Source organism: Pseudomonas marincola (genome assembly GCF_900682675.2).
GTDB lineage: Bacteria > Pseudomonadota > Gammaproteobacteria > Pseudomonadales > Pseudomonadaceae > Aquipseudomonas > Aquipseudomonas marincola.
Genome location: NZ_LR215729.2, coordinates 2,083,210 through 2,101,357, shown reverse-complemented (window position 1 = coordinate 2,101,357; position 18,148 = coordinate 2,083,210). Strand labels below are relative to the sequence as shown.

Genomic DNA, 18,148 nt, shown 5'->3' with positions numbered 1-18,148 from the left:
GCCAGTCACTCAGGCATGGTCTGTTCGCACGGCTGCCGGAGCCTTGGCTTGCGCGGGTGGTGCCGCAGCGCCGTGATCGTCTTCGGCAATCACCGGCACCTCGTTACCTTCACAGTCGTAGAGTTTGCCGTCGACGAAGTGATCGCCGTCGTTAAGGCAGGCAATATCGGTGAAACGCAGCGAACGTTCAGTACCCGCGACAAACACCGACTGCTGATCGGAGTTACCGGTGGTGAAGTGGTTGAACGCCAGATTGAGGATGATCGCCATGATGGCCGACGAGCTGATGCCCGAATGGAAGATGGTGGCGAACCAGTCTGGGAACGCGTGATAGAAAGTCGGCGCGGCAATCGGGATCATGCCGAAGCCGATTGAGGTGGCAACGATGATCAGGTTCATGTTGTTGCGATAATCAACCTTGGACAACGTGCGAATACCGCTCGCCGCCACAGTACCAAACAGCACGATACCCGCCCCGCCCAGCACCGAAGTCGGCACAGCGGCGATAATGCGGCCCATGATCGGCAGCAGGCCCAGGGTGACCAGAATCAAACCGCCGGTGGCAACCACGAAGCGGCTCTTAACGCCGGTAACGGCAACCAGACCCACGTTCTGCGCAAATGCACTCTGGGTGAATGAACCGAAGACAGGCGCTAGCATGCTCGACAGCATGTCGGCGCGCAGGCCATTGCCGAGGCGCTTGGAGTCAACCTTGGTGCCGATGATTTCGCCGACGGCAAGGATGTCGGCGGAGGTTTCGACCAGCGTCACCATGATTACGATGCACATCGAGATGATCGCTGCGATGTGAAAGGTTGGCATGCCGAAGTGGAACGGTGTCGGGAATGCGACAATCGAGCCTTCAGCGACTTTCGAGAAGTCCGCCATGCCCAGCGCCATGGCGATTAATGTACCGATGACCATGGCCAGCAGGATCGACAGGCGCGAAATTGTTGCGCTGCCGATTTTGCTCAGCAGCAGCACGATAACCAGGGTGATGGCTGCGAGGCCGATGTTGCCCATGCTGCCGAAGTCTTCCGCACGGCTGTTGCCGCCCATTGCCCAGCGCGCCGCGACCGGCATCAGTGTCAGGCCAATGGTGGTAATCACGATTCCGGTGACCAGCGGCGGGAAGAACCGGGTTATTCGGGAGAAAACCGGGGTTATCAATAAGCCGATTAGCGAGGCGGCTATGACCGCGCCAAAGATCGCCTGGATTCCGCCACTCCCCCCTGTGGTGACAATCGCAACCATGGTCGCGACACCGGCGAATGAAACGCCCTGTACCAGCGGTAACTGGCAACCGAAGAACGGCAGCCCGAGGGTTTGCAGCATGGTCGCCAGACCACCGGCGAACAGTGAAGCGGCAATCAGCAGGCCGATATCACTGGGAGACAAGCCGGCGGCCTGACCGACAATCAGCGGCACGGCAACGATGCCGCCGTACATGGTGAGTACGTGTTGCAAGCCGTAGGCCATATTGGCCGGGGCTCCGAGGTTCTCATCTTCCGGGCGTGGCGCTGAAGTACTGCTATCTACAGACGTAGTCATAGGGAGTCTCTCGCTTTTTATTGTATTCACGACGCTGGCAATAATATGCGTCGATTTTTTCCACTTGTATACAATAAATATTGAGAGCCAAACCTAAGTAGAGTCAGCGCCAAAAACATCCAGCGTGACTTGTCAGTCAAATCAGTTATTTAAGCGCGAAAAGGCAGAAGAAACGCAAAGAAAAGTGTGCACAATAAATTGTAAACTGCCGCACAAAACTCTGTGCAGACGACGCTTAAGGCGTTACTGCTTGATCTCGATTTGCAGTTCAGCACCGTCAATCGACTGCAAATACTCGTCGTCATCGTTGGTGTGCAGCTTGCCGCTTAGCTGATATTTGCTCGGCTGATCGTCTTCAGGCACAAACAACGGTGGCAGCAATGGATCGGCGGTCGGTTCATCGACTGCGGCCTCATTGAGCTCCTTGAGCAGGCCTTTAGGCAAACTCAGGTCGAGTTTGGGCTTTTCCGGCTCTTTGGGCTTGATCGGCGCTTTCGGCTTGGGTTTGACGGGCGGCTGGTAGGTGATTTCGGGGGAATCCGCAGCCTCGACTGGTTCCAGCGGCTCGCTGACTTCAGGCTCGATGGCACCTGCTGGGTCTGGCAGCGCCTCGGGCACCAGCTCTGCCTCTGCAGGCACCGGCGGCTGGACGACTACAGTTTGCTCTGGCGGCTTTTCGGCTGGAACAGTCGCGACCGGTTTCACCACCTTTTTCGGCGCTGAATCTTGCTCGCAGGCAACGAGTAAGGGGGCCAAAAGTGCCAAAAGGAGCAAACGCTGCGTAGTCATAGTCGATCTGAAGAAGAGATAACCTGCACCCTCGCCCAGCATTGCTGCTGCGAGGATGTCATTCAATAGCACTATGCTCGCGTACTGCCCGCTAACTGACAAGCTGGATTTTGTCGCAGGCGCCGGCTTTAGCGCTCCTTGGCGAGCCGCGTCAGCTGTTGCTCAATATCCAGCGCGGGTAAACGCTGCTGCAAGCGTTGAATACGCGCATTGGCCTCAGCAGTGTCACCCGCCTTGCGCAAGTCGAGAATTTCGAGCAACTGCGCACGCGTCTGCTCATCAACTGCAAGTTGCAGATTGTCTGTTTTACTCTCGGCGCTCGACGCCATGGAGGCGACCGAAGCTGGAGGCGCTGCGGCTTCCATTTCAGGCTTGGCAGATGGGGCGCTGAGCTGCGGACTCTGCTGAGCCTGACTGCGCTCCAGTACTTTCTTGCTGGCCTGTTGTTCGTGCATCGCTGGCGCCGCGTACTGGCGGGCGGCCGGGCTATCGTAGGCCGTTGGCTCTGGCTCGACTGTATTGAACACCAGGCCCACGGCGACGCCGATCACCATTACGCTGGCCAGCGCCACAGGCCAACGCCCCCCGCGCTCACCGGCAAACAACCAGGCATGCAGACGCGACAATACGGATGAACTCGCCGCCGGCTTTTTCGCCGCTCTGGCCGCCGCACTAGCCGCCGCACTCGCCGCCTGCATAATGCTGGCATCGGTGACAGCCGATGGTTGCAGATCATGATGGGTTCGGTAGTGCTCAATCAGTTGCTGCTCACTGGCATCCAGTGGGTTGGGTTGCTTACTCATACGTTGACCTCTTCAGCTGCCGGATCGGCCAGCAGCCGACGTAACTTTTGCAATGCGTAGCGCAGGCGACTCTTGACTGTTTCAGCTGGTGTTTGGGTAATGTCTGCTATTTCGTGCAATTCAAGGTCAGCGTGCGTGCGCAATAAAAACACTTCGCGTTGATCCAGCGGCAAATCCGCCAGTGCGGCGTCCAGACGCTGCCGGTCCTGACTCAGGCTCAATTGCTGTTCCGGCGTCGCCTCGCCGGTCGGTTGCGCGTGCAGCTGATCATCGTACTGATCTTCGCGACTCGCCCGCGTGCCGTTTTTGCGCCAATAGTCGATCAGTCGGTTGCGGCCGATCTGGTACAACCAGGTTTTAAACTGCACCGCTTCGCGCTGCAACGACTGGCTGCGGATCAGGCTCAACCAGGTTTCCTGAAACACCTCTTCAGCCACAATCGGGTCATTGCACAGGCCATGCAAAAATCGCAAAAGCCCGAGGCGATGGCGCTGGTAAAGTTGGCCGAAAGCGTCCTCATCGCCCAGACGATAGCGGCGCAACAGTTCGCTATCGTCAATTTGGGCATCGCCAGATTGCGTCACTCAATCAATCCTTGCTGTTGGTGAAATAGTTGCCTGAGTCGAGGTTTGCAGACTGTGCGCCAGCTCGACCAGTTGCACAAACTCTGCGCGCAACCCCAGCCCATCGCGGACCTTGCTCCTGCGCGGCAATCTCGCAGTGGCAGCCATATCGAACGCGCCGGTGAACTTACCGCCTTTAGCTGTTGGGCGAATGCGCCGACTGCAGCTGATGATATTCGCAAGCTGTAATCAGGCTGGCAGAAAAGCCCAGCGGCAATGCGTGGCAGGCAATAATCGTGGCGCATCTCCTTGGCGATCAGTCCCGATGCCAAGGTAGACGAAGCTCGATGCAGATCCGGGTTAATAGCCTGGGTTGACTTCCTGGCACAGCTGATTGGCCAACATGCCCAGTGTCATCAGCGCCCGCTCTGTTTCGCGGGTTAACGGAATGCCGCAGTTCAGCCGAACACAGTGATTAAACTGCTCGGTATTACTGAAAATTAGTCCCGGTGCGATGCTGATGCCCTGCTGCAACGCGCTGACGTGAAGGTCTTTGGTGTTCACCCGTGCCGGCAAACTCACCCACAAAATGAAGCCGCCATTGGGCCGGGTCATTTGCGTGCCTTCCGGGAAATAGCGCTGCACCGCCAACTGGAACACGCTGAGATTCTTGCGGTATTCCTGACGGATGTAGCGCAGATGGCGGTCATAACCACCATTTTCCAAGTAGGCGGCCACCGCCATTTGCGTCACGCTGCAAGCCGAGTGCGTGCTGAATGTCTGCAGCCGCTGAATTTCTTCCTGATACTTGCCCGCAATGATCCAGCCGATCCGCACACCGGGCGACAGGGTTTTCGAGAAGCTGGAGCAATACACAACGCGCCCCTCTTTATCGCTGGCTTTAAGCGCCTTGCTCGGGCCTTGCTCGAACATCAACTCGCCGTAGATATCGTCTTCAACAATCTGAATGTCGAAATTCTCGGCCATGCGCAGCAGTTGCTTCTGGCGGTCTTCGGGAATGGTTCCGCCGAGAGGATTGCTCAGACGCGCGGTCAGTACCAAGGCTTTGATCGACCACTGGCTGGCTGCCAGTTGCAGCGCTTCAAGGCTGATGCCGGTGGTTGGGTCGCTGGGAATCTCGATTACCTTGAGGCCCAGCAAGTCCGCCAATTGCAGCAGCCCGTAATAGGTCGGCGACTCAGTGGCGATCAGATCGCCGGGCTTGGTCAGCACGCGCAGCGACATTTGCAGTGCATCGACGCAGCCATGGGTGATGACCACCTCAGCTGGACCGACCACCACACCCGCATCACGCATGCGGATCGCAACCTGACGGCGCAACGGCTCAAAGCCCGGGCTGAACATATAACTAAAGGCACGGGCACTTTGGAAACGAGTGACCTTGGACAACTGCTGATGCAGCGCCCGCGCCGGTAAATAATCGACATGGGGCACAGCCGCCCCCAGCGGGAACACACCTTCGCGGCGAGACTCGGTGAGCACCTGATTGATAATGCTACTGCGGGTAACCAGGCTGGGCCGCTCGACCCTCGCCAGATCAGGCGTTTGCGCAGTCAGAGCCGGAGTTTGGTGCACATAGAAGCCGGATTGCGGCCGCGCACGAATCAGCCCCTGATCCTCAAGATTGGCGTAGGCCTGCAGTACAGTTGCGTGGCTGACATTGAGCTGCGAACTCATCTTGCGCACCGACGGCACCCGCTCACCCGGCTGATACACCCCGCGACGGATGTCCTCTGCCAGCTGTTGGGCAATACGTTGATAGAGCAAAAGATTGGTCATGGCCACTTCTCACCGAACTGAACCGTTACAGTAACCGGTCACACTGAAATTGCACCGGTACAGATTCGATAATTGTGGACGATACAGTGGCAAATTCAAGGGACTGTTACGGTTTAGTTTGCCCATAGAGCAACTGTTCCGCAGGACGAATAACGCACGGTGGATGGATTGGTGCATAGCGTGCGGAGGATGGATAGCGTGCACCGCACCGCAATCCGTCAAGGCGATGCAATCGCCCAATCAACAGACCAACGCAAATCCCGCACCGCCCAAAGCCAAAAGCCAATCCGCGCAACATAGCCCCACCGCCATGACGGAAGCCGCAATGCGGATTCCATCCTCCAGCGGGTTTATCGTGCGGCGCCCATGCGGCCTTGTTCGTCGGAGAAGACCACTTCGACGCGACGGTTTTGTGCCCGGCCTTTGGCCGATGCGTTCTCAGCCACCGGGAAGCTCTCTCCGAGGCCTTGAACGGAAATACGCTTGCTGTCGATGCCAAGGTCAACCAACGCATCCGCCACGGTCTGTGCGCGTGCCTGCGACAATTCGATGTTTTGCTGGGTGTCGCCGCTGCTGTCGGTATAGCCTTCGATACGCACAACCCGCAGCGGATGCAATTGGAGGAACTGCACAAGTTTGAGCACGGTGCGATTGGCAGAGGCTTTGAGGTCTGCATGGCCGGCATCAAACAGCACATCGCCGATGGTAATGACCAGGCCGCGCTCGGTGTCGGTGGTGACCAGATTGACCATCTGCTCACCGAGCAAGCCGTTTTGCTCCTGCAACGTCAGCAGCTTGGCTTCGCGCAGGGTCAGTTGCAGGCGCTGACGCTCCAATTCGAGCTTGGCGGCACGTTCGTTATTGGCGGTGAGCAGGCTCTTCTGTTTAGCGATGTCGCTGTAGCGCTGGCTCAGGTAGGCGTAATGCATTACATCTTCGCTGCTGCCCAGATAACTGGAAAAACGTTCCGCACGGACCAATGTCTCGCCCGAGCGGATTACGTCTTTGGGTGCGCTGCGCAACACCTCGGTGTTGTCGCGAATACTTTCAAAGCTCGCCTGCGCTTTCTGCAATTGCTGGGCGGCGTCCTGCGAGGTCGCACAACCACTCAACGCTGCCACTAGTAAGGCTCCACACATTCCCTGCAAACCGTTCATTGCTGCGCCCTCAACTGCGTACGCAGACGATTGATCTGCTTGTTCAACTCTTGCAGACGTACCTCGCTCTGGCCCACTAGATAGTCGGCCTCAGCCTCACGGGCATCCAGTTCAGCCTGTTCTGCGAGCATGCGCGCCTCTTTGAATTGCTGCTGCGCGACAGCCTGATCGGCGAGCTGCAACTTGGCTTCGGCTTGCTTGAGCGATTCTATGTCGGTTGTGGCGCCGACAGCTTTCGCCTGCGCAATGCTCTGCGCGGTCAACTGCAACTGCTCGGTCGGTTGCGGGTCGCTGGCACAGCCGGCCATCGCCAATAGCAGCACGGCGCTGCATGACAGTTTATTGATCACAAAGTGTTCCTACTGATTCGAAGGGCTATCCGTGGTGCTGGCGGCTTGCAACACATGCTGCTGCCAAAGGATGTAGTTCTGTTCAAGCCAGGCTTGCGGAAGCTCGGTTGCTGCCAATTCTGTCATTTTTTTGGCCAGCTGTCCGCGCAGCCATGGCGTGTTGCACGCCGAGTTGTGCGAAATCGCTAAGTGCAGGCCAGTGCTTTCAATCGGTGGCGACAATGCCAGCAAATCCTTGGCCAAGCCTTTGCTGTTCGCCAGCAACTGGCCCGGCTCGCGCTCAGCCACTACATAGTCCAACTCACCGGCCATCAGCTTGTCGAACAGCTGGGCCAGATTGGCGCCCTGCTCAAGCGACAGATTTTCGCTGGCGTAGGCTTTGAACGCCGGGCTGAAATCCATGCCGACACTGGCGCCACGGCGCTCGCGCAAATCAGCCCACTCGATATAGGGGAAACTCAGGATGTTGCGCACCCACACCACGTCCGCTTGCTGGAACAGAGCCGGATAGACGATATCCAGATGCTCAAGATCCTGCGGGGTAATGCTCGCGCCCGCCAACAGATCAACCCGGCCACTGCTCACCTCGGACTCGGCCTTGGTTTTGGAGCTGCTGTAAACCACATCAATGCGGATACCCAGCTCCTTGCCCAGATGCGCAAGTAGATCGGCTTGCGCGCCAATCAAGCGCTTGGGGTTTTGCGGGTCGCGCCAGAGAAATGGCGGATAATCCGGCTGGCCCGTTGCAACCATGCGCTCGCACGCCATCTCGGCCATGGCCGCCGGCATGCTCAACACACAGATCAACGCGACGAGGGGTCTTGCGAGCAATCGATAAAGCATTAAAAAATTCAACCTTGGGTCAGGAGACTGGCAAGCAAATGAGGCCGCTAAAGCCTGCGCGCCACACACCGCTTGTGCTGCGCGAGGTGTTGCTAGGCTAAAGGCATTGCACTGGGGAAAACACTTAATAACGTCCCTAATCGCAATTTTTCGCCTACTTGCAGAACAGTGTCAGGATTTTTAACAGATCGCAAAGATGGCTTCATGCTAGCGTATGAGCCGCTAAAAAACCCAGCGACAAGGATTCGCAATGAAAAAACTAGTGGCCGCCCTCCTCCTTTTGGTCGCCGCAACGGCCGGTGTTCTCTACGCATTCCCCGCCACAATGCTGTGGAGTGTGCAGTGGGTCGGTGAACGCGTAGCCGGTGTTTCGAGCCGGCAAATCGAGGTCGCCGATCTTAGCATTCATTATTACGAAGGCGGGCCTGCGGGCGCTGAAACCTTGCTTCTGGTGCATGGTTTTGGCGGCGACAAGAGCAACTGGTTGAAATTCGTCGGCCACTTTACCGGCAAATACCACGTAATCGCCCTCGACCTGCCCGGTTTTGGTGACAGCAGCAAGCCGCAGCTCAGCTTCGATGTTGGCACACAAGCCGAACGCTTACTGACCTTTACCGACGCCCTGAACCTGCCGCCAGTCAATCTGGTTGGCAACTCGATGGGCGGCCACATCAGCGCACTCTATGCCGCACGCTACCCGCAGCGGGTCAAAAGCCTGGCATTGTTTGATAACGCCGGGATCACGGCGCCGGTCGACAGTGTGTTGTTCAAGCGCCTGAAAAGCGGCCAGTCCAACCCTCTGCTGATTCAAAGCCGCAGCGACTTCAAGCAGATGCTCGACCTGGTGTTCGTCAACGTGCCGCCCATGCCTGAGCGCCTGAAGAACTATCTGGCAGATAAGGCAATCGCCAGTTATCCGCGCAACAGCAAAATCTTCGAGCAACTGCAAACCCGCTACATTGCCCTCGAACCCGAGCTTGGGAAGATCCAGGTGCCTACCTTGCTGCTCTGGGGCGATCAGGATCAGATACTCGACATTTCCAGCATGGCGGTCATGCAGCCGTTACTGGCAAAGCCCAACACGGCCGTGATCAACAACTGCGGCCACGTGCCAATGCTTGAATGCCCGGACGCGACAGCCCGGCAATACCAGCAATTTCTCACCGCCAACGGCAAAGGCTGAGCCAATCGCAGGCAACAAAAAACCCGCACAAGGCGGGTTTTTTGTTGCCTGAAAAGACTGGAAGTTAAACCAGTTTTTCCAGCTCTGGTACCGCTTCAAACAGGTCAGCAACCAGACCGTAGTCTGCAACCTGGAAGATTGGCGCCTCTTCGTCTTTGTTGATCGCAACAATGACTTTCGAGTCTTTCATACCAGCCAGGTGCTGAATGGCACCCGAGATACCAACAGCGATGTACAGCTGCGGTGCAACGATCTTACCGGTCTGGCCGACCTGCATGTCGTTCGGTACGAAACCTGCGTCAACTGCAGCGCGCGAAGCGCCAACAGCAGCGCCCAGCTTGTCAGCCAGTGCGTACAGGTGCTTGAAGTTGTCACCGTTCTGCATGCCACGACCGCCAGATACGACAATTTTGGCAGCGGTCAGTTCAGGACGATCAGACTTCGCCAGCTCTTCGCCAACGAATGCCGAAGTGCCTGCGTCTGCACCAGCAGAAACTGCTTCAACAGCAGCGGAACCGCCTTCAGCAGCAACCGGATCGAAACCGGTAGCACGCACGGTGATCACTTTCACGGCAGCCGAAGACTGCACGGTCGCGATAGCGTTACCGGCATAGATTGGGCGTTTGAAGGTGTCTGCGCTTTCAACCGCAACGATCTCGGAGATCTGGTCAACGTCCAGCTGAGCGGCAACGCGCGGCAGGATGTTCTTACCATTGCTGGTGGCAGCAGCCAGGATGTGGCTGTAGCCAGCACCCAGTTCTGCGATCAGCGGAGCAACGTTTTCTGGCAGCTGATGAGCAAAGGCTGCGTTATCAGCAACCAGTACCTTGCTGACGCCAGCGATTTTGCCAGCCGCTTCAGCAGCAGCGCCGCAAGCAGCACCTGCAACCAGAACGTGGATATCGCCACCAATTGCCTGCGCAGAAGCAACGGTGTTCAGCGTGGCAGGAGCCAGAGCAGCGTTCGTGTGTTCTGCAACTACTAAGATAGCCATTTAGATTACCTTCGCTTCGTTCTTCAGTTTCTCGACCAGTTCAGCAACCGACTTGACCTTGATACCCGCGCTGCGTGCAGCAGGCGCTTCGACTTTCAGGGTCTTGACGGTGGAAGCAGTGGAGACACCGAGTGCGTCAGGAGTTACCACTTCAAGCGGCTTCTTCTTGGCTTTCATGATGTTCGGCAGCGACGCGTAACGCGGCTCATTGAGGCGCAGGTCGGTGGTCACGATAGCTGGCAGGTTCAATGCAACAGTCTGCAGGCCGCCATCGATTTCACGGGTTACGTTTACTTTGTCGCCAGCCACTTCAACCTTGGAGGCGAAGGTGCCTTGAGCGAAACCAGTCAGAGCGCCCAGCATTTGGCCAGTCTGATTGTTGTCGCTGTCGATCGCCTGCTTACCCAGGATAACCAGCTGTGGCTGCTCTTTCTCTACAACCGCTTTCAGCAGTTTGGCCACAGCCAGAGAATTCAGTTCGTCGCCGGACTCAACCAGAATCGCGCGATCAGCACCCAGTGCCAGTGCGGTACGCAGTTGTTCCTGCGCAGCAGTTGGGCCGATGGCAACGACGACGATTTCGCTCGCAACGCCTTTTTCTTTCAGGCGAACTGCTTCTTCAACAGCGATTTCGCAGAAAGGGTTCATCGACATCTTGACGTTGGCAAGATCAACGCCGCTGTTGTCCGCTTTGACACGAACCTTGACGTTGTAGTCAACCACTCGTTTGACAGCTACAAGAACCTTCATGGATTCCTCGTTACTCTCTTGTGAATAGGATTATCGCCGACACCTGATGGGCATGTGTGCAGATCGGCAGTACTAACCTGCGCCCCTGACGACGAATGTAAAACCGACCGTATCTTGACCGCACAGACCCGATGGGTCAATACAGCGAACTGCCCAGTCATCCGTGATGTAGTAAGATTCTACCAGTCCTACAGAAAATTCAAACAAACGTTTGTATTGGACCCAAGCGCGCCTGACGATATAATGCGCGCGCACTGTTCACGGACTGAACCTGCCTTTCCAATAAAATATCAAGTAAGAGCCTGACTAGGAGATAGCCTGTGGAACGCGAATTTATGGAGTTCGACGTCGTCATCGTCGGAGCTGGCCCTGCTGGCTTGTCCGCCGCCTGCCGCCTGAAGCAGAAAGCTGCTGACGCGGGTAAAGAATTGAGCGTCTGCGTGGTCGAAAAAGGCTCCGAAGTCGGCGCACATATTTTATCGGGCGCTGTATTTGAGCCACGCGCACTGAACGAGTTGTTCCCAAACTGGAAAGAACTCGAAGCACCGCTGAACACGCCGGTGAAGCGCGACGACATCTACATGCTGAAGAACGCGGAAAGCGCCAGCAAGATTCCAGACTTCTTTGTGCCTAAAACCATGCACAACGAAGGCAACTACATTATTTCACTGGGCAACCTGTGCCGCTGGCTGGCTCAGCAAGCCGAGAATCTGGGTGTTGAGGTCTATCCGGGCTTTGCTGCTCAGGAAGCACTTATCGACGAGAACGGCGTAGTTACCGGCATTTTGACCGGTGATCTCGGCGTAGACCGCGAAGGCAATCCGAAAGAAGGCGTCTTCACGCCCGGTATCGAACTGCGCGCCAAGTACACCCTGTTCGCTGAAGGCTGCCGTGGCCACATCGGCAAGCAGCTGATCAAAAAGTACAACCTCGACTCCGAAGCCGATGCTCAGCATTACGGCATCGGCATCAAGGAAATCTGGGACGTCGATCCATCCAAGCACGAGCAAGGTCTGGTGGTTCACACTGCCGGCTGGCCGCTGGATGACGAAAACATGGGCGGCTCGTTCCTCTATCACCTGGAAAACAACCAGGTAGTCGTCGGTCTGATTGTTGACCTGTCCTACAGCAACCCATACCTGTCTCCGTTCGATGAATTCCAGCGTTACAAGCATCACCCGGTGATTGCTCAGTACCTGGAAGGCGGCAAGCGCGTTGCTTACGGCGCACGTGCCATCTGCAAAGGCGGCTTGAACTCGCTGCCGAAAATGGTCTTCAAGGGCGGCGCGCTGATCGGTTGCGACCTCGGCACCCTCAACTTCGCCAAGATCAAGGGCAGCCACACGGCCATGAAGTCCGGCATGCTTGCAGCCGAAGCCGTAGCCGATGCGCTGTTGGCAGGCGGCGAAGGTGGCGATGAACTGACCAGCTACGTTGATGGTTTCAAAGCCAGCTGGCTGTACGACGAACTGTTCCGCAGCCGTAACTTCGGCCCGGCCATGCACAAGTTCGGCGCTCTGGGCGGCGGTGCTTTCAACTTTATCGACCAGAACATTTTTGGCGGCAAGATTCCATTCACCCTGCACGACACCAAGCCGGATTACGCCTGCTTGAAGCCGGCCGCAGAATCGAAAAAAATCAACTATCCGAAGCCGGATGGCAAGCTCAGCTTCGACAAGCTGTCGTCGGTGTTCCTGTCGAGCACCAACCACGAAGAAGAGCAGCCTTGCCACCTGAAACTGGCTGACGCGAGCATCCCGCTGGACAAAAACCTGCCTATGTATGACGAGCCTGCGCAGCGTTATTGCCCGGCTGGCGTGTACGAGATCGTCACCCAGGAAAGCGGTGAGCAGAAGTTCCAGATCAACGCCCAGAACTGCGTTCACTGTAAGACCTGTGACATCAAGGACCCTGCACAGAACATCACCTGGGTTGCCCCAGAAGGCGCAGGCGGCCCGAATTACCCGAACATGTAATTCGGCTGCACAAGAACAAAAGGCTCCCTCGGGAGCCTTTTGTTTTTTAGCGATTAATAACCGGCGATTTATTCTGGCTGTGGCGCTATCGGGAAAAACTCACCACTGCTCCAGACACCGAGCCATGCTTTGCCCTCGATCACGCGCTCTACGGCTAACTCAACCAACTGATAAAACACGTTGCGATGAATCAACGCTTCGAGGTTGCTGCGCACCAGCACATAAGGCGCAGGCTCCTGGGTTTGCTCATCGAACGTCACCCGAATCGGGTGCTCTTTATCGGCGATGAACTGATCTTCAACGTTATTGGTAAAGCGCAAAACCTGCGTCTCACCTTCGCCTTCCACCGTCAGCAATGTTGCCACGAAAGGCGCATCATCAACGGTGATGCCTACCTTTTCGACTGGTGTAATCAGGAAGTAATCATCGCCATCGCGACGGATAATCGTCGAAAACAGCTTAACCATCGGCTTGCGCCCAATCGGCGTGCCCATATAAAACCAGGTGCCGTCGCGCGCGATGCGCATGTCGATATCGCCGCAGAAATCAGGATTCCACAGATGCACCGGCGGCAGTCCTTTTGCGCTGCTGGGGATCTGCGCAAGCAAATCACTGACATTGGCTGTATCTGTCATCTTGACCTCCGGTCAATTCAGTCGAGCTGTAAAAATAGCTGAGAACAGGCAACAAAAATAATCGCCAGCGTATTTCTCAGGGCAGTCTAGTCGCTCAAGCCTATCAAGCTGCGCGCATACTGTTCCAGCGGCGGGCCAATCAAATCCTCTGGTTTCGTGTCGTAGGTCGTCAGCAAACCACCGCGCAAGCGTATGCGTGCGGTATCAACCAGATACCGGGTACTGGTTTCGATCACCATCAACTGGATCACCCCGCTGTCTGGCCCCAAACGGTCAAGCGCCTCCTGATCTTCCCACTCCTCAACCGTACCGATTCGGTCGTCCGCCGTGGCGAAACGGCAATACAGCAAGTAATGCGCGCCATCCGCCCGCGCCTGACTCATTGCCTGCTCAAGCCCAAGCGGGGTGCGGGACTTGCGCACCAGCGGGAAGTATTCGATGAATCCCTTAAACGCCTCTTCGGCAACCACATTGGCGGTGGGGTTAGCCTCGCCGCGCGGCTTGAAATAGCCTTGCGCGATGTAAATGAAAGAATCTTGCTGTATGCGCCGCGAATTGGCGCGCTGCGTTTGCGCGTGTTCCAGCACGCCAACGTCACGCAATTGGTACTCGGCGCCATCTGCCAAGTCACTGACCTTCATGCATCCGCTCGTCATCGAAAGCGCCAGCAAGGCCAGCAGTGAAATCAGGCTACGCATTTGAAATCTCCAATACCGGCGACAAAAATCCGGCGAATTTCCCTTTAATGCAGAATCCACGCCAGCCTGTGCGAAATTGCAGTCAACATGCTAACCATCGCCCCAGACTTGCCGGTTAACGAGCTAAAACGGCCCACTGTTGCAGGCTTGAATATACGGCTATCTATACCCCGAACGTCACTCTGCGCTGCGCTGCTCGGAGGAAATCCGGATGAACTTTCTGATCCGCCCTGCCCTCACATCTTCAGACGTCAGATGAATCATAAGCTGCATGCTTTCCTTTATTTATCTAGATCAGAGGACTAAATGACCGCCATGAGTAATCTACTAGCAGGCAAGAAAGTATTGTTCATCACCTCGAATACGGGGATCGAACGCGATGAGTTGGTTAAACCGCTGGAGTCGCTCAAGGCGCAGGGAGCCTTGGTCACTCATGCCTCAAGTGACGGCGGTACGACCCAGACATTCGTTAATGACACAGACAAAGACCGCACTGTTGAGTCGCATACCTCGCTGGCTGGGCTCAAAGCCTCGGACTTCGATGCCCTGGTGATTCCGGGCGGTACAGTCAACGCGGATACGTTACGACTGGATGAAAACGCCCAGCGTTTGGCCAAGGAATTTGCCGATGCCGGCAAAGTAATCGCAGCGATTTGCCACGGGCCATGGCTGCTGATTAACGCTGGCATTGTCGCTGGCAAAACCCTCACCTCATACACCAGCGTCAAGCTCGACCTGGAAAATGCCGGCGCTGCCGGCTGGGTCGACACAGAGGTTAAACAGTGCCCAGCCAATGGCTGGACGTTGATTACTTCGCGCACCCCGAAAGACATCCCAGCGTTCACCGAAACGATAGTAGCGGCGCTTAAATAGGTGTAAGACGTGAATAGGTCGAAAGCTCCAGCCGACTGGCTCAGTGGCTGGAGTCTACAAAATATGGACTTTCGTCGATTGGCCGATAGCGTCGGCATGCCCCCTCTCTTCTGGCTCAACCTGTGTCTAGTGAGTGGCCTCAACGAGTTGAAGCCAGACTGACGACTGCCGATCACAAGAGGCAATATTCGTTAAGTAGTTACTCGCGCGTCACTCAACAACGGCTTCCGTCTCATCCGAGACCTCTTCAAATTGGATCTGATGGCGTGTCCATTCAGCAGCTACCACAGGGTTTTCACGAATCTGCTGGTCGATCTGGAGTGTCTCTCGATACTCACGAGCTTGGGCTGCCATCGACCACTGCGTCTGCACGCCGAGTACTTCAAGCTCTTGTTTAATGTCAGTAATACCTATCCGGAAAAACTCTTTTCGCGGATTGACCTTGTTGACCTGCTGCCGAAGGAAGTGGCGGTGAAGCTGTTTCTCTAGGCTAGGAGCATCCTCGCTGAAGATCATCGCATGTACGTCGAATTCAAACGGTACGCTGGCATCACCAAGTTCGCGAATGCGGTCCGTTGGCTCTAACCGGCGAGTCATGCCGATTTTGAATACATCCTCACCGAACGAGCCGATGTTCGAGATGACATAGACATGGCCCGTGCGGGTTTGCTGCGCCATTGAAAGCGCACGCTGGTTCTTCTCTTCAGCTTGGCGCAACTGCTCCTGCAGTAGCGCCAATTTAGCCTCGAACTCTGCACGCTGCGCTTCGGAGGAGGCAGCCACCTGAGCCTCAGCCTTCTCCATGGCCTTACGGAGGTTCTGCTCTTCCTTTGCAGCTTCCTTGATGGCACGTTCATATTCGCGACGGGCTTTTTCTTCCTCGCGAATCTGTTCACGCAGGCGACGTTGCTCCTCGCGCTCTTGGTCCCGAATCGCCTGTGCAATTGCAGCCCATCTCAACTCCTCTAGCCGAGCTAACAAGTAGGCCTCAGTAACCCTGGCATTGCGAAATGACGCGCCATTGACATTGACCAAGGCAAACGAGTCCCTAATCTCTTTTTCGAGTGTTCCGTGATTATCCGACTTGGCCCGAGATAGGATCGAGTCCACCTTGCCGTTGAAGGCGTCCGTGACAAAACGGATTGCAGTTGATCGACGATTTGTCTCGGCGTAGTCACAAACCGCAGCCTGCCCATTTCTGACCATCAGCTTGGTAAGTTCGCGAGCAGCCTTCAGCTTCTGTCCGGCCTCGGTATAACCGATCTCATCCGCCAGATCATCAAGCAAGTGGTAGGTCGGAATGATGTAAGAATCGCCGTAACCTTCGATCTTATTCTTGATCGCGGCAGCTGCCTCTGTGAGCTCTTTCAAACGCCCAGCGGCACCATAGGCCTCGCCAGCAATTTCCTCAGCTTTGGTATGCGCCGAGCTTACAATGCGCTCGGCCTCAGCTAGCGCAGAAGATAGCCGTGCTTCCGCTTGCTCCAGACGCTGTCTCGAAGTTTTGAGCATTAAGTCTTTCTGAGACTTGATCTCGTCGTTCAGTTTTTCAACCTCAGCCTCTACGTCAGCGAGAGCCTGGTAACGCTCCAGCTGAGCTTGCAAGGTTTTCAGCCTATTGCTCTGATCAACATACCTCTGTGCAGCAACTTTGGCCTCATCGAGTAGAACTTGAATTTCACGCCGCTGAGCTGACGCCAAGTCGTCGAGCTGTTTGATCCTACCAAGCAGCTGGTTACGCTCTGTAAGAAGGGTCGCTCTGGCTTTCTGATGCCTGGCACTTTGGACAACGAGATATATCAGCGCCGCAGCGGCACCGATGAGGATAAGTTCCATCTACTGTAGTTCCTTGCTTTCGACTGGCTGTTGATTATTGGAGTGAGATGATCAGTAGCCATCATAGTGTCATCTTCAAATGGGCTTACCAAGTGCGTGATGTTCGCTATTGGCCGGTTAAAACCGTCATGACCCCGCTGCATCATAGTCAAGTGTTACGCAGACCGGAGGTCGAGTCTGTGCACTTCCCAAGCCTGCATCTACCCGCTCAAACATCGCCTTTAAAACATGACGGCGGCACGCCTTCCCACCGTTTGAAGGCGCGTCTGAAATTGGCGACGTCGTTATAGCCGAGGGAATAGGCAATCTGCTCAACGCTGAGGCGCCCTGCCTTGAGTTGTTCCAGAGCCAACGTGTGGCGTACTTCCTGAAGGATTTGTTTGTACGAGGTGCCCTCCTCGCGTAAATGCCGATGCAATGTGCGCGGGGTGAGCAAGAGCAACCGGGCGATGGCATTGAGGCTGGGAAAGTTCTGCTGCCGTTCGAGCAAGAGCCGCCGGACACGTGAACTCACTGCCGCAGTCTCGCGGTGCTTGCTCAACTCACGCTGACAAATCAGCTCTGCTTGCTTGAGCGCTTCAGGATCGGCCATGCGCAAGGGCTGATCCAGCTGAGCAGAGCTGAAGGTAAACCCGGCCCAAGGCTGAGCATAAGCCACAGGGCAGCCGAATATTTCAGCAGCCAGTGGCGCGTAGCGCGGTGCAGCGCAGGGAAAGCTGACTCGCTCTGCACGGACAGCGCCTTGAGTCGCCGCATCGAGCACGTTTTTGATCGACAGCATCACCGCCTCAAACACACTGGTCTGGATCGACCCCAACGGGTAACAAGGAACCAGCTGTATCTGCTCTTGCTGCAACGCCACATCGGTTATGTGCTCAAGCCGAACAAGGCTGGTGCGCAATCCAAGATAGCGCTCCAGCAACTCAATGGCCTGGCGCAACGTGGCGCTTTGCAGGGCGGCAAAACCAAGGATGCCATGGCTGTTAACCAGCAGACGCTCGCCGAGCAGCAAGCCCAAGGCTGGCTCTGCAGACACCTGCAGGGCCTCTTCAACCAACCGGCAGAACAACTCATAACTCGGGTGAAAATCAGCCGCATCAAGCTGCTGCGCGTCGACACCACAGCGCAGCAGCCAGATATCTGAGGACTTGCCCTTCGCGTCGAGTATTTCGCCGATCTGACGCAGGTAAAGCGCAGGAAGCATGAAGTCGGACATAGCATTTCACTGGCTGGCACGAAGCCACAATGTCAATTAATGACCCCATGAATGTCAATCCTTAACCTCACGCCAATCACGCACACGGCCTAGCCTATCGACCATGGGCCTGCCTCTCGCGCTCGTGCGCG

17 protein-coding genes are annotated in these 18,148 nt (G+C 56.2%); 3 read left to right on the top strand and 14 right to left on the bottom strand.

Annotated features, from left to right (window positions below; all coding sequences use genetic code 11):
• Nucleotides 1-9 precede the first annotated feature (9 nt).
• The 8 genes from PMYSY11_RS09855 to PMYSY11_RS09820 form a co-directional block, all read right to left on the bottom strand.
• Nucleotides 10-1,551, bottom strand: a complete 1,542-nt coding sequence (locus PMYSY11_RS09855) for a nucleobase:cation symporter-2 family protein (RefSeq protein ID WP_150549054.1) — start codon at nt 1,549-1,551, stop codon at nt 10-12.
• 243 nt (nt 1,552-1,794) lie between these two features.
• Nucleotides 1,795-2,256 (bottom strand): hypothetical protein, encoded by a 462-nt coding sequence (locus PMYSY11_RS09850; RefSeq protein WP_150549053.1) that lies wholly within the window; start codon nt 2,254-2,256, stop codon nt 1,795-1,797.
• Nucleotides 2,257-2,468: 212 nt separating this feature from the next.
• Nucleotides 2,469-3,143, bottom strand: coding sequence for a hypothetical protein (locus tag PMYSY11_RS09845; protein ID WP_150549052.1), 675 nt, complete (start codon nt 3,141-3,143; stop codon nt 2,469-2,471).
• Nucleotides 3,140-3,727: an RNA polymerase sigma factor gene (locus tag PMYSY11_RS09840; RefSeq protein ID WP_150549051.1), complete on the bottom strand. Its 588-nt coding sequence runs from the start codon at nt 3,725-3,727 to the stop codon at nt 3,140-3,142. The genes PMYSY11_RS09845 and PMYSY11_RS09840 overlap by 4 nt, the downstream gene beginning before the upstream one ends.
• Nucleotides 3,728-4,066: 339 nt before the next feature.
• The gene (locus PMYSY11_RS09835; RefSeq protein ID WP_150549050.1) at nt 4,067-5,506 is read right to left on the bottom strand and encodes an aminotransferase-like domain-containing protein; all 1,440 of its coding nucleotides are present in this window, start codon (nt 5,504-5,506) and stop codon (nt 4,067-4,069) included.
• Between the two features lie 350 nt (nt 5,507-5,856).
• Complete coding sequence (locus tag PMYSY11_RS09830) at nt 5,857-6,663, bottom strand: OmpA family protein (RefSeq protein ID WP_150549049.1); 807 nt, start codon at nt 6,661-6,663, stop codon at nt 5,857-5,859.
• Nucleotides 6,660-6,971, bottom strand: a complete 312-nt coding sequence (locus PMYSY11_RS09825) for a DUF4398 domain-containing protein (RefSeq protein ID WP_150549698.1) — start codon at nt 6,969-6,971, stop codon at nt 6,660-6,662. The genes PMYSY11_RS09830 and PMYSY11_RS09825 overlap by 4 nt, the downstream gene beginning before the upstream one ends.
• A 51-nt stretch (nt 6,972-7,022) precedes the next feature.
• A complete protein-coding gene (locus PMYSY11_RS09820) occupies nt 7,023-7,856 on the bottom strand; it encodes a substrate-binding periplasmic protein (protein WP_150549048.1) in 834 nt (277 codons plus the stop codon).
• A 250-nt stretch (nt 7,857-8,106) separates the two neighbouring features.
• Between PMYSY11_RS09820 and PMYSY11_RS09815 the strand changes: the two genes are divergently transcribed.
• Nucleotides 8,107-9,039: an alpha/beta fold hydrolase gene (locus tag PMYSY11_RS09815; protein WP_150549047.1), complete on the top strand. Its 933-nt coding sequence runs from the start codon at nt 8,107-8,109 to the stop codon at nt 9,037-9,039.
• 64 nt (nt 9,040-9,103) lie between these two features.
• Here PMYSY11_RS09815 and PMYSY11_RS09810 read toward each other — a convergent pair whose 3' ends face one another.
• A complete protein-coding gene (locus PMYSY11_RS09810; protein WP_150549046.1) occupies nt 9,104-10,033 on the bottom strand; it encodes an electron transfer flavoprotein subunit alpha/FixB family protein in 930 nt (309 codons plus the stop codon).
• Nucleotides 10,034-10,783 carry an electron transfer flavoprotein subunit beta/FixA family protein gene (locus PMYSY11_RS09805; RefSeq protein ID WP_069902204.1) on the bottom strand — a complete coding sequence of 250 codons (750 nt, stop codon included), beginning with the start codon at nt 10,781-10,783 and terminating at the stop codon, nt 10,034-10,036.
• Between the two features lie 320 nt (nt 10,784-11,103).
• On the opposite strand from PMYSY11_RS09805, the gene PMYSY11_RS09800 reads away from it, so the two are divergent.
• Nucleotides 11,104-12,759 (top strand): electron transfer flavoprotein-ubiquinone oxidoreductase, encoded by a 1,656-nt coding sequence (locus PMYSY11_RS09800; RefSeq protein WP_150549045.1) that lies wholly within the window; start codon nt 11,104-11,106, stop codon nt 12,757-12,759.
• A gap of 68 nt (nt 12,760-12,827) precedes the next feature.
• Here PMYSY11_RS09800 and PMYSY11_RS09795 read toward each other — a convergent pair whose 3' ends face one another.
• Together PMYSY11_RS09795 and PMYSY11_RS09790 are read right to left on the bottom strand one after the other, a co-directional pair.
• Nucleotides 12,828-13,394, bottom strand: a complete 567-nt coding sequence (locus PMYSY11_RS09795; protein WP_150549044.1) for a DUF1285 domain-containing protein — start codon at nt 13,392-13,394, stop codon at nt 12,828-12,830.
• Nucleotides 13,395-13,480: 86 nt separating this feature from the next.
• Nucleotides 13,481-14,092, bottom strand: coding sequence for a DUF4823 domain-containing protein (locus PMYSY11_RS09790; protein WP_150549043.1), 612 nt, complete (start codon nt 14,090-14,092; stop codon nt 13,481-13,483).
• Nucleotides 14,093-14,407: 315 nt separating this feature from the next.
• On the opposite strand from PMYSY11_RS09790, the gene PMYSY11_RS09785 reads away from it, so the two are divergent.
• The gene (locus PMYSY11_RS09785; protein ID WP_150549042.1) at nt 14,408-14,965 is read left to right on the top strand and encodes a type 1 glutamine amidotransferase domain-containing protein; all 558 of its coding nucleotides are present in this window, start codon (nt 14,408-14,410) and stop codon (nt 14,963-14,965) included.
• Between the two features lie 210 nt (nt 14,966-15,175).
• On the opposite strand, the gene PMYSY11_RS09780 is transcribed toward PMYSY11_RS09785, so the two are convergent.
• Both PMYSY11_RS09780 and PMYSY11_RS09775 read right to left on the bottom strand, forming a co-directional pair.
• Entirely contained in the window at nt 15,176-16,801 is a 1,626-nt protein-coding gene (locus tag PMYSY11_RS09780; protein ID WP_150549041.1) for an SNIPE associated domain-containing protein, read from the bottom strand.
• 208 nt (nt 16,802-17,009) lie between these two features.
• Nucleotides 17,010-18,017, bottom strand: coding sequence for an AraC family transcriptional regulator (locus tag PMYSY11_RS09775; protein ID WP_150549040.1), 1,008 nt, complete (start codon nt 18,015-18,017; stop codon nt 17,010-17,012).
• Between the last annotated feature and the right edge of the window lie 131 nt (nt 18,018-18,148).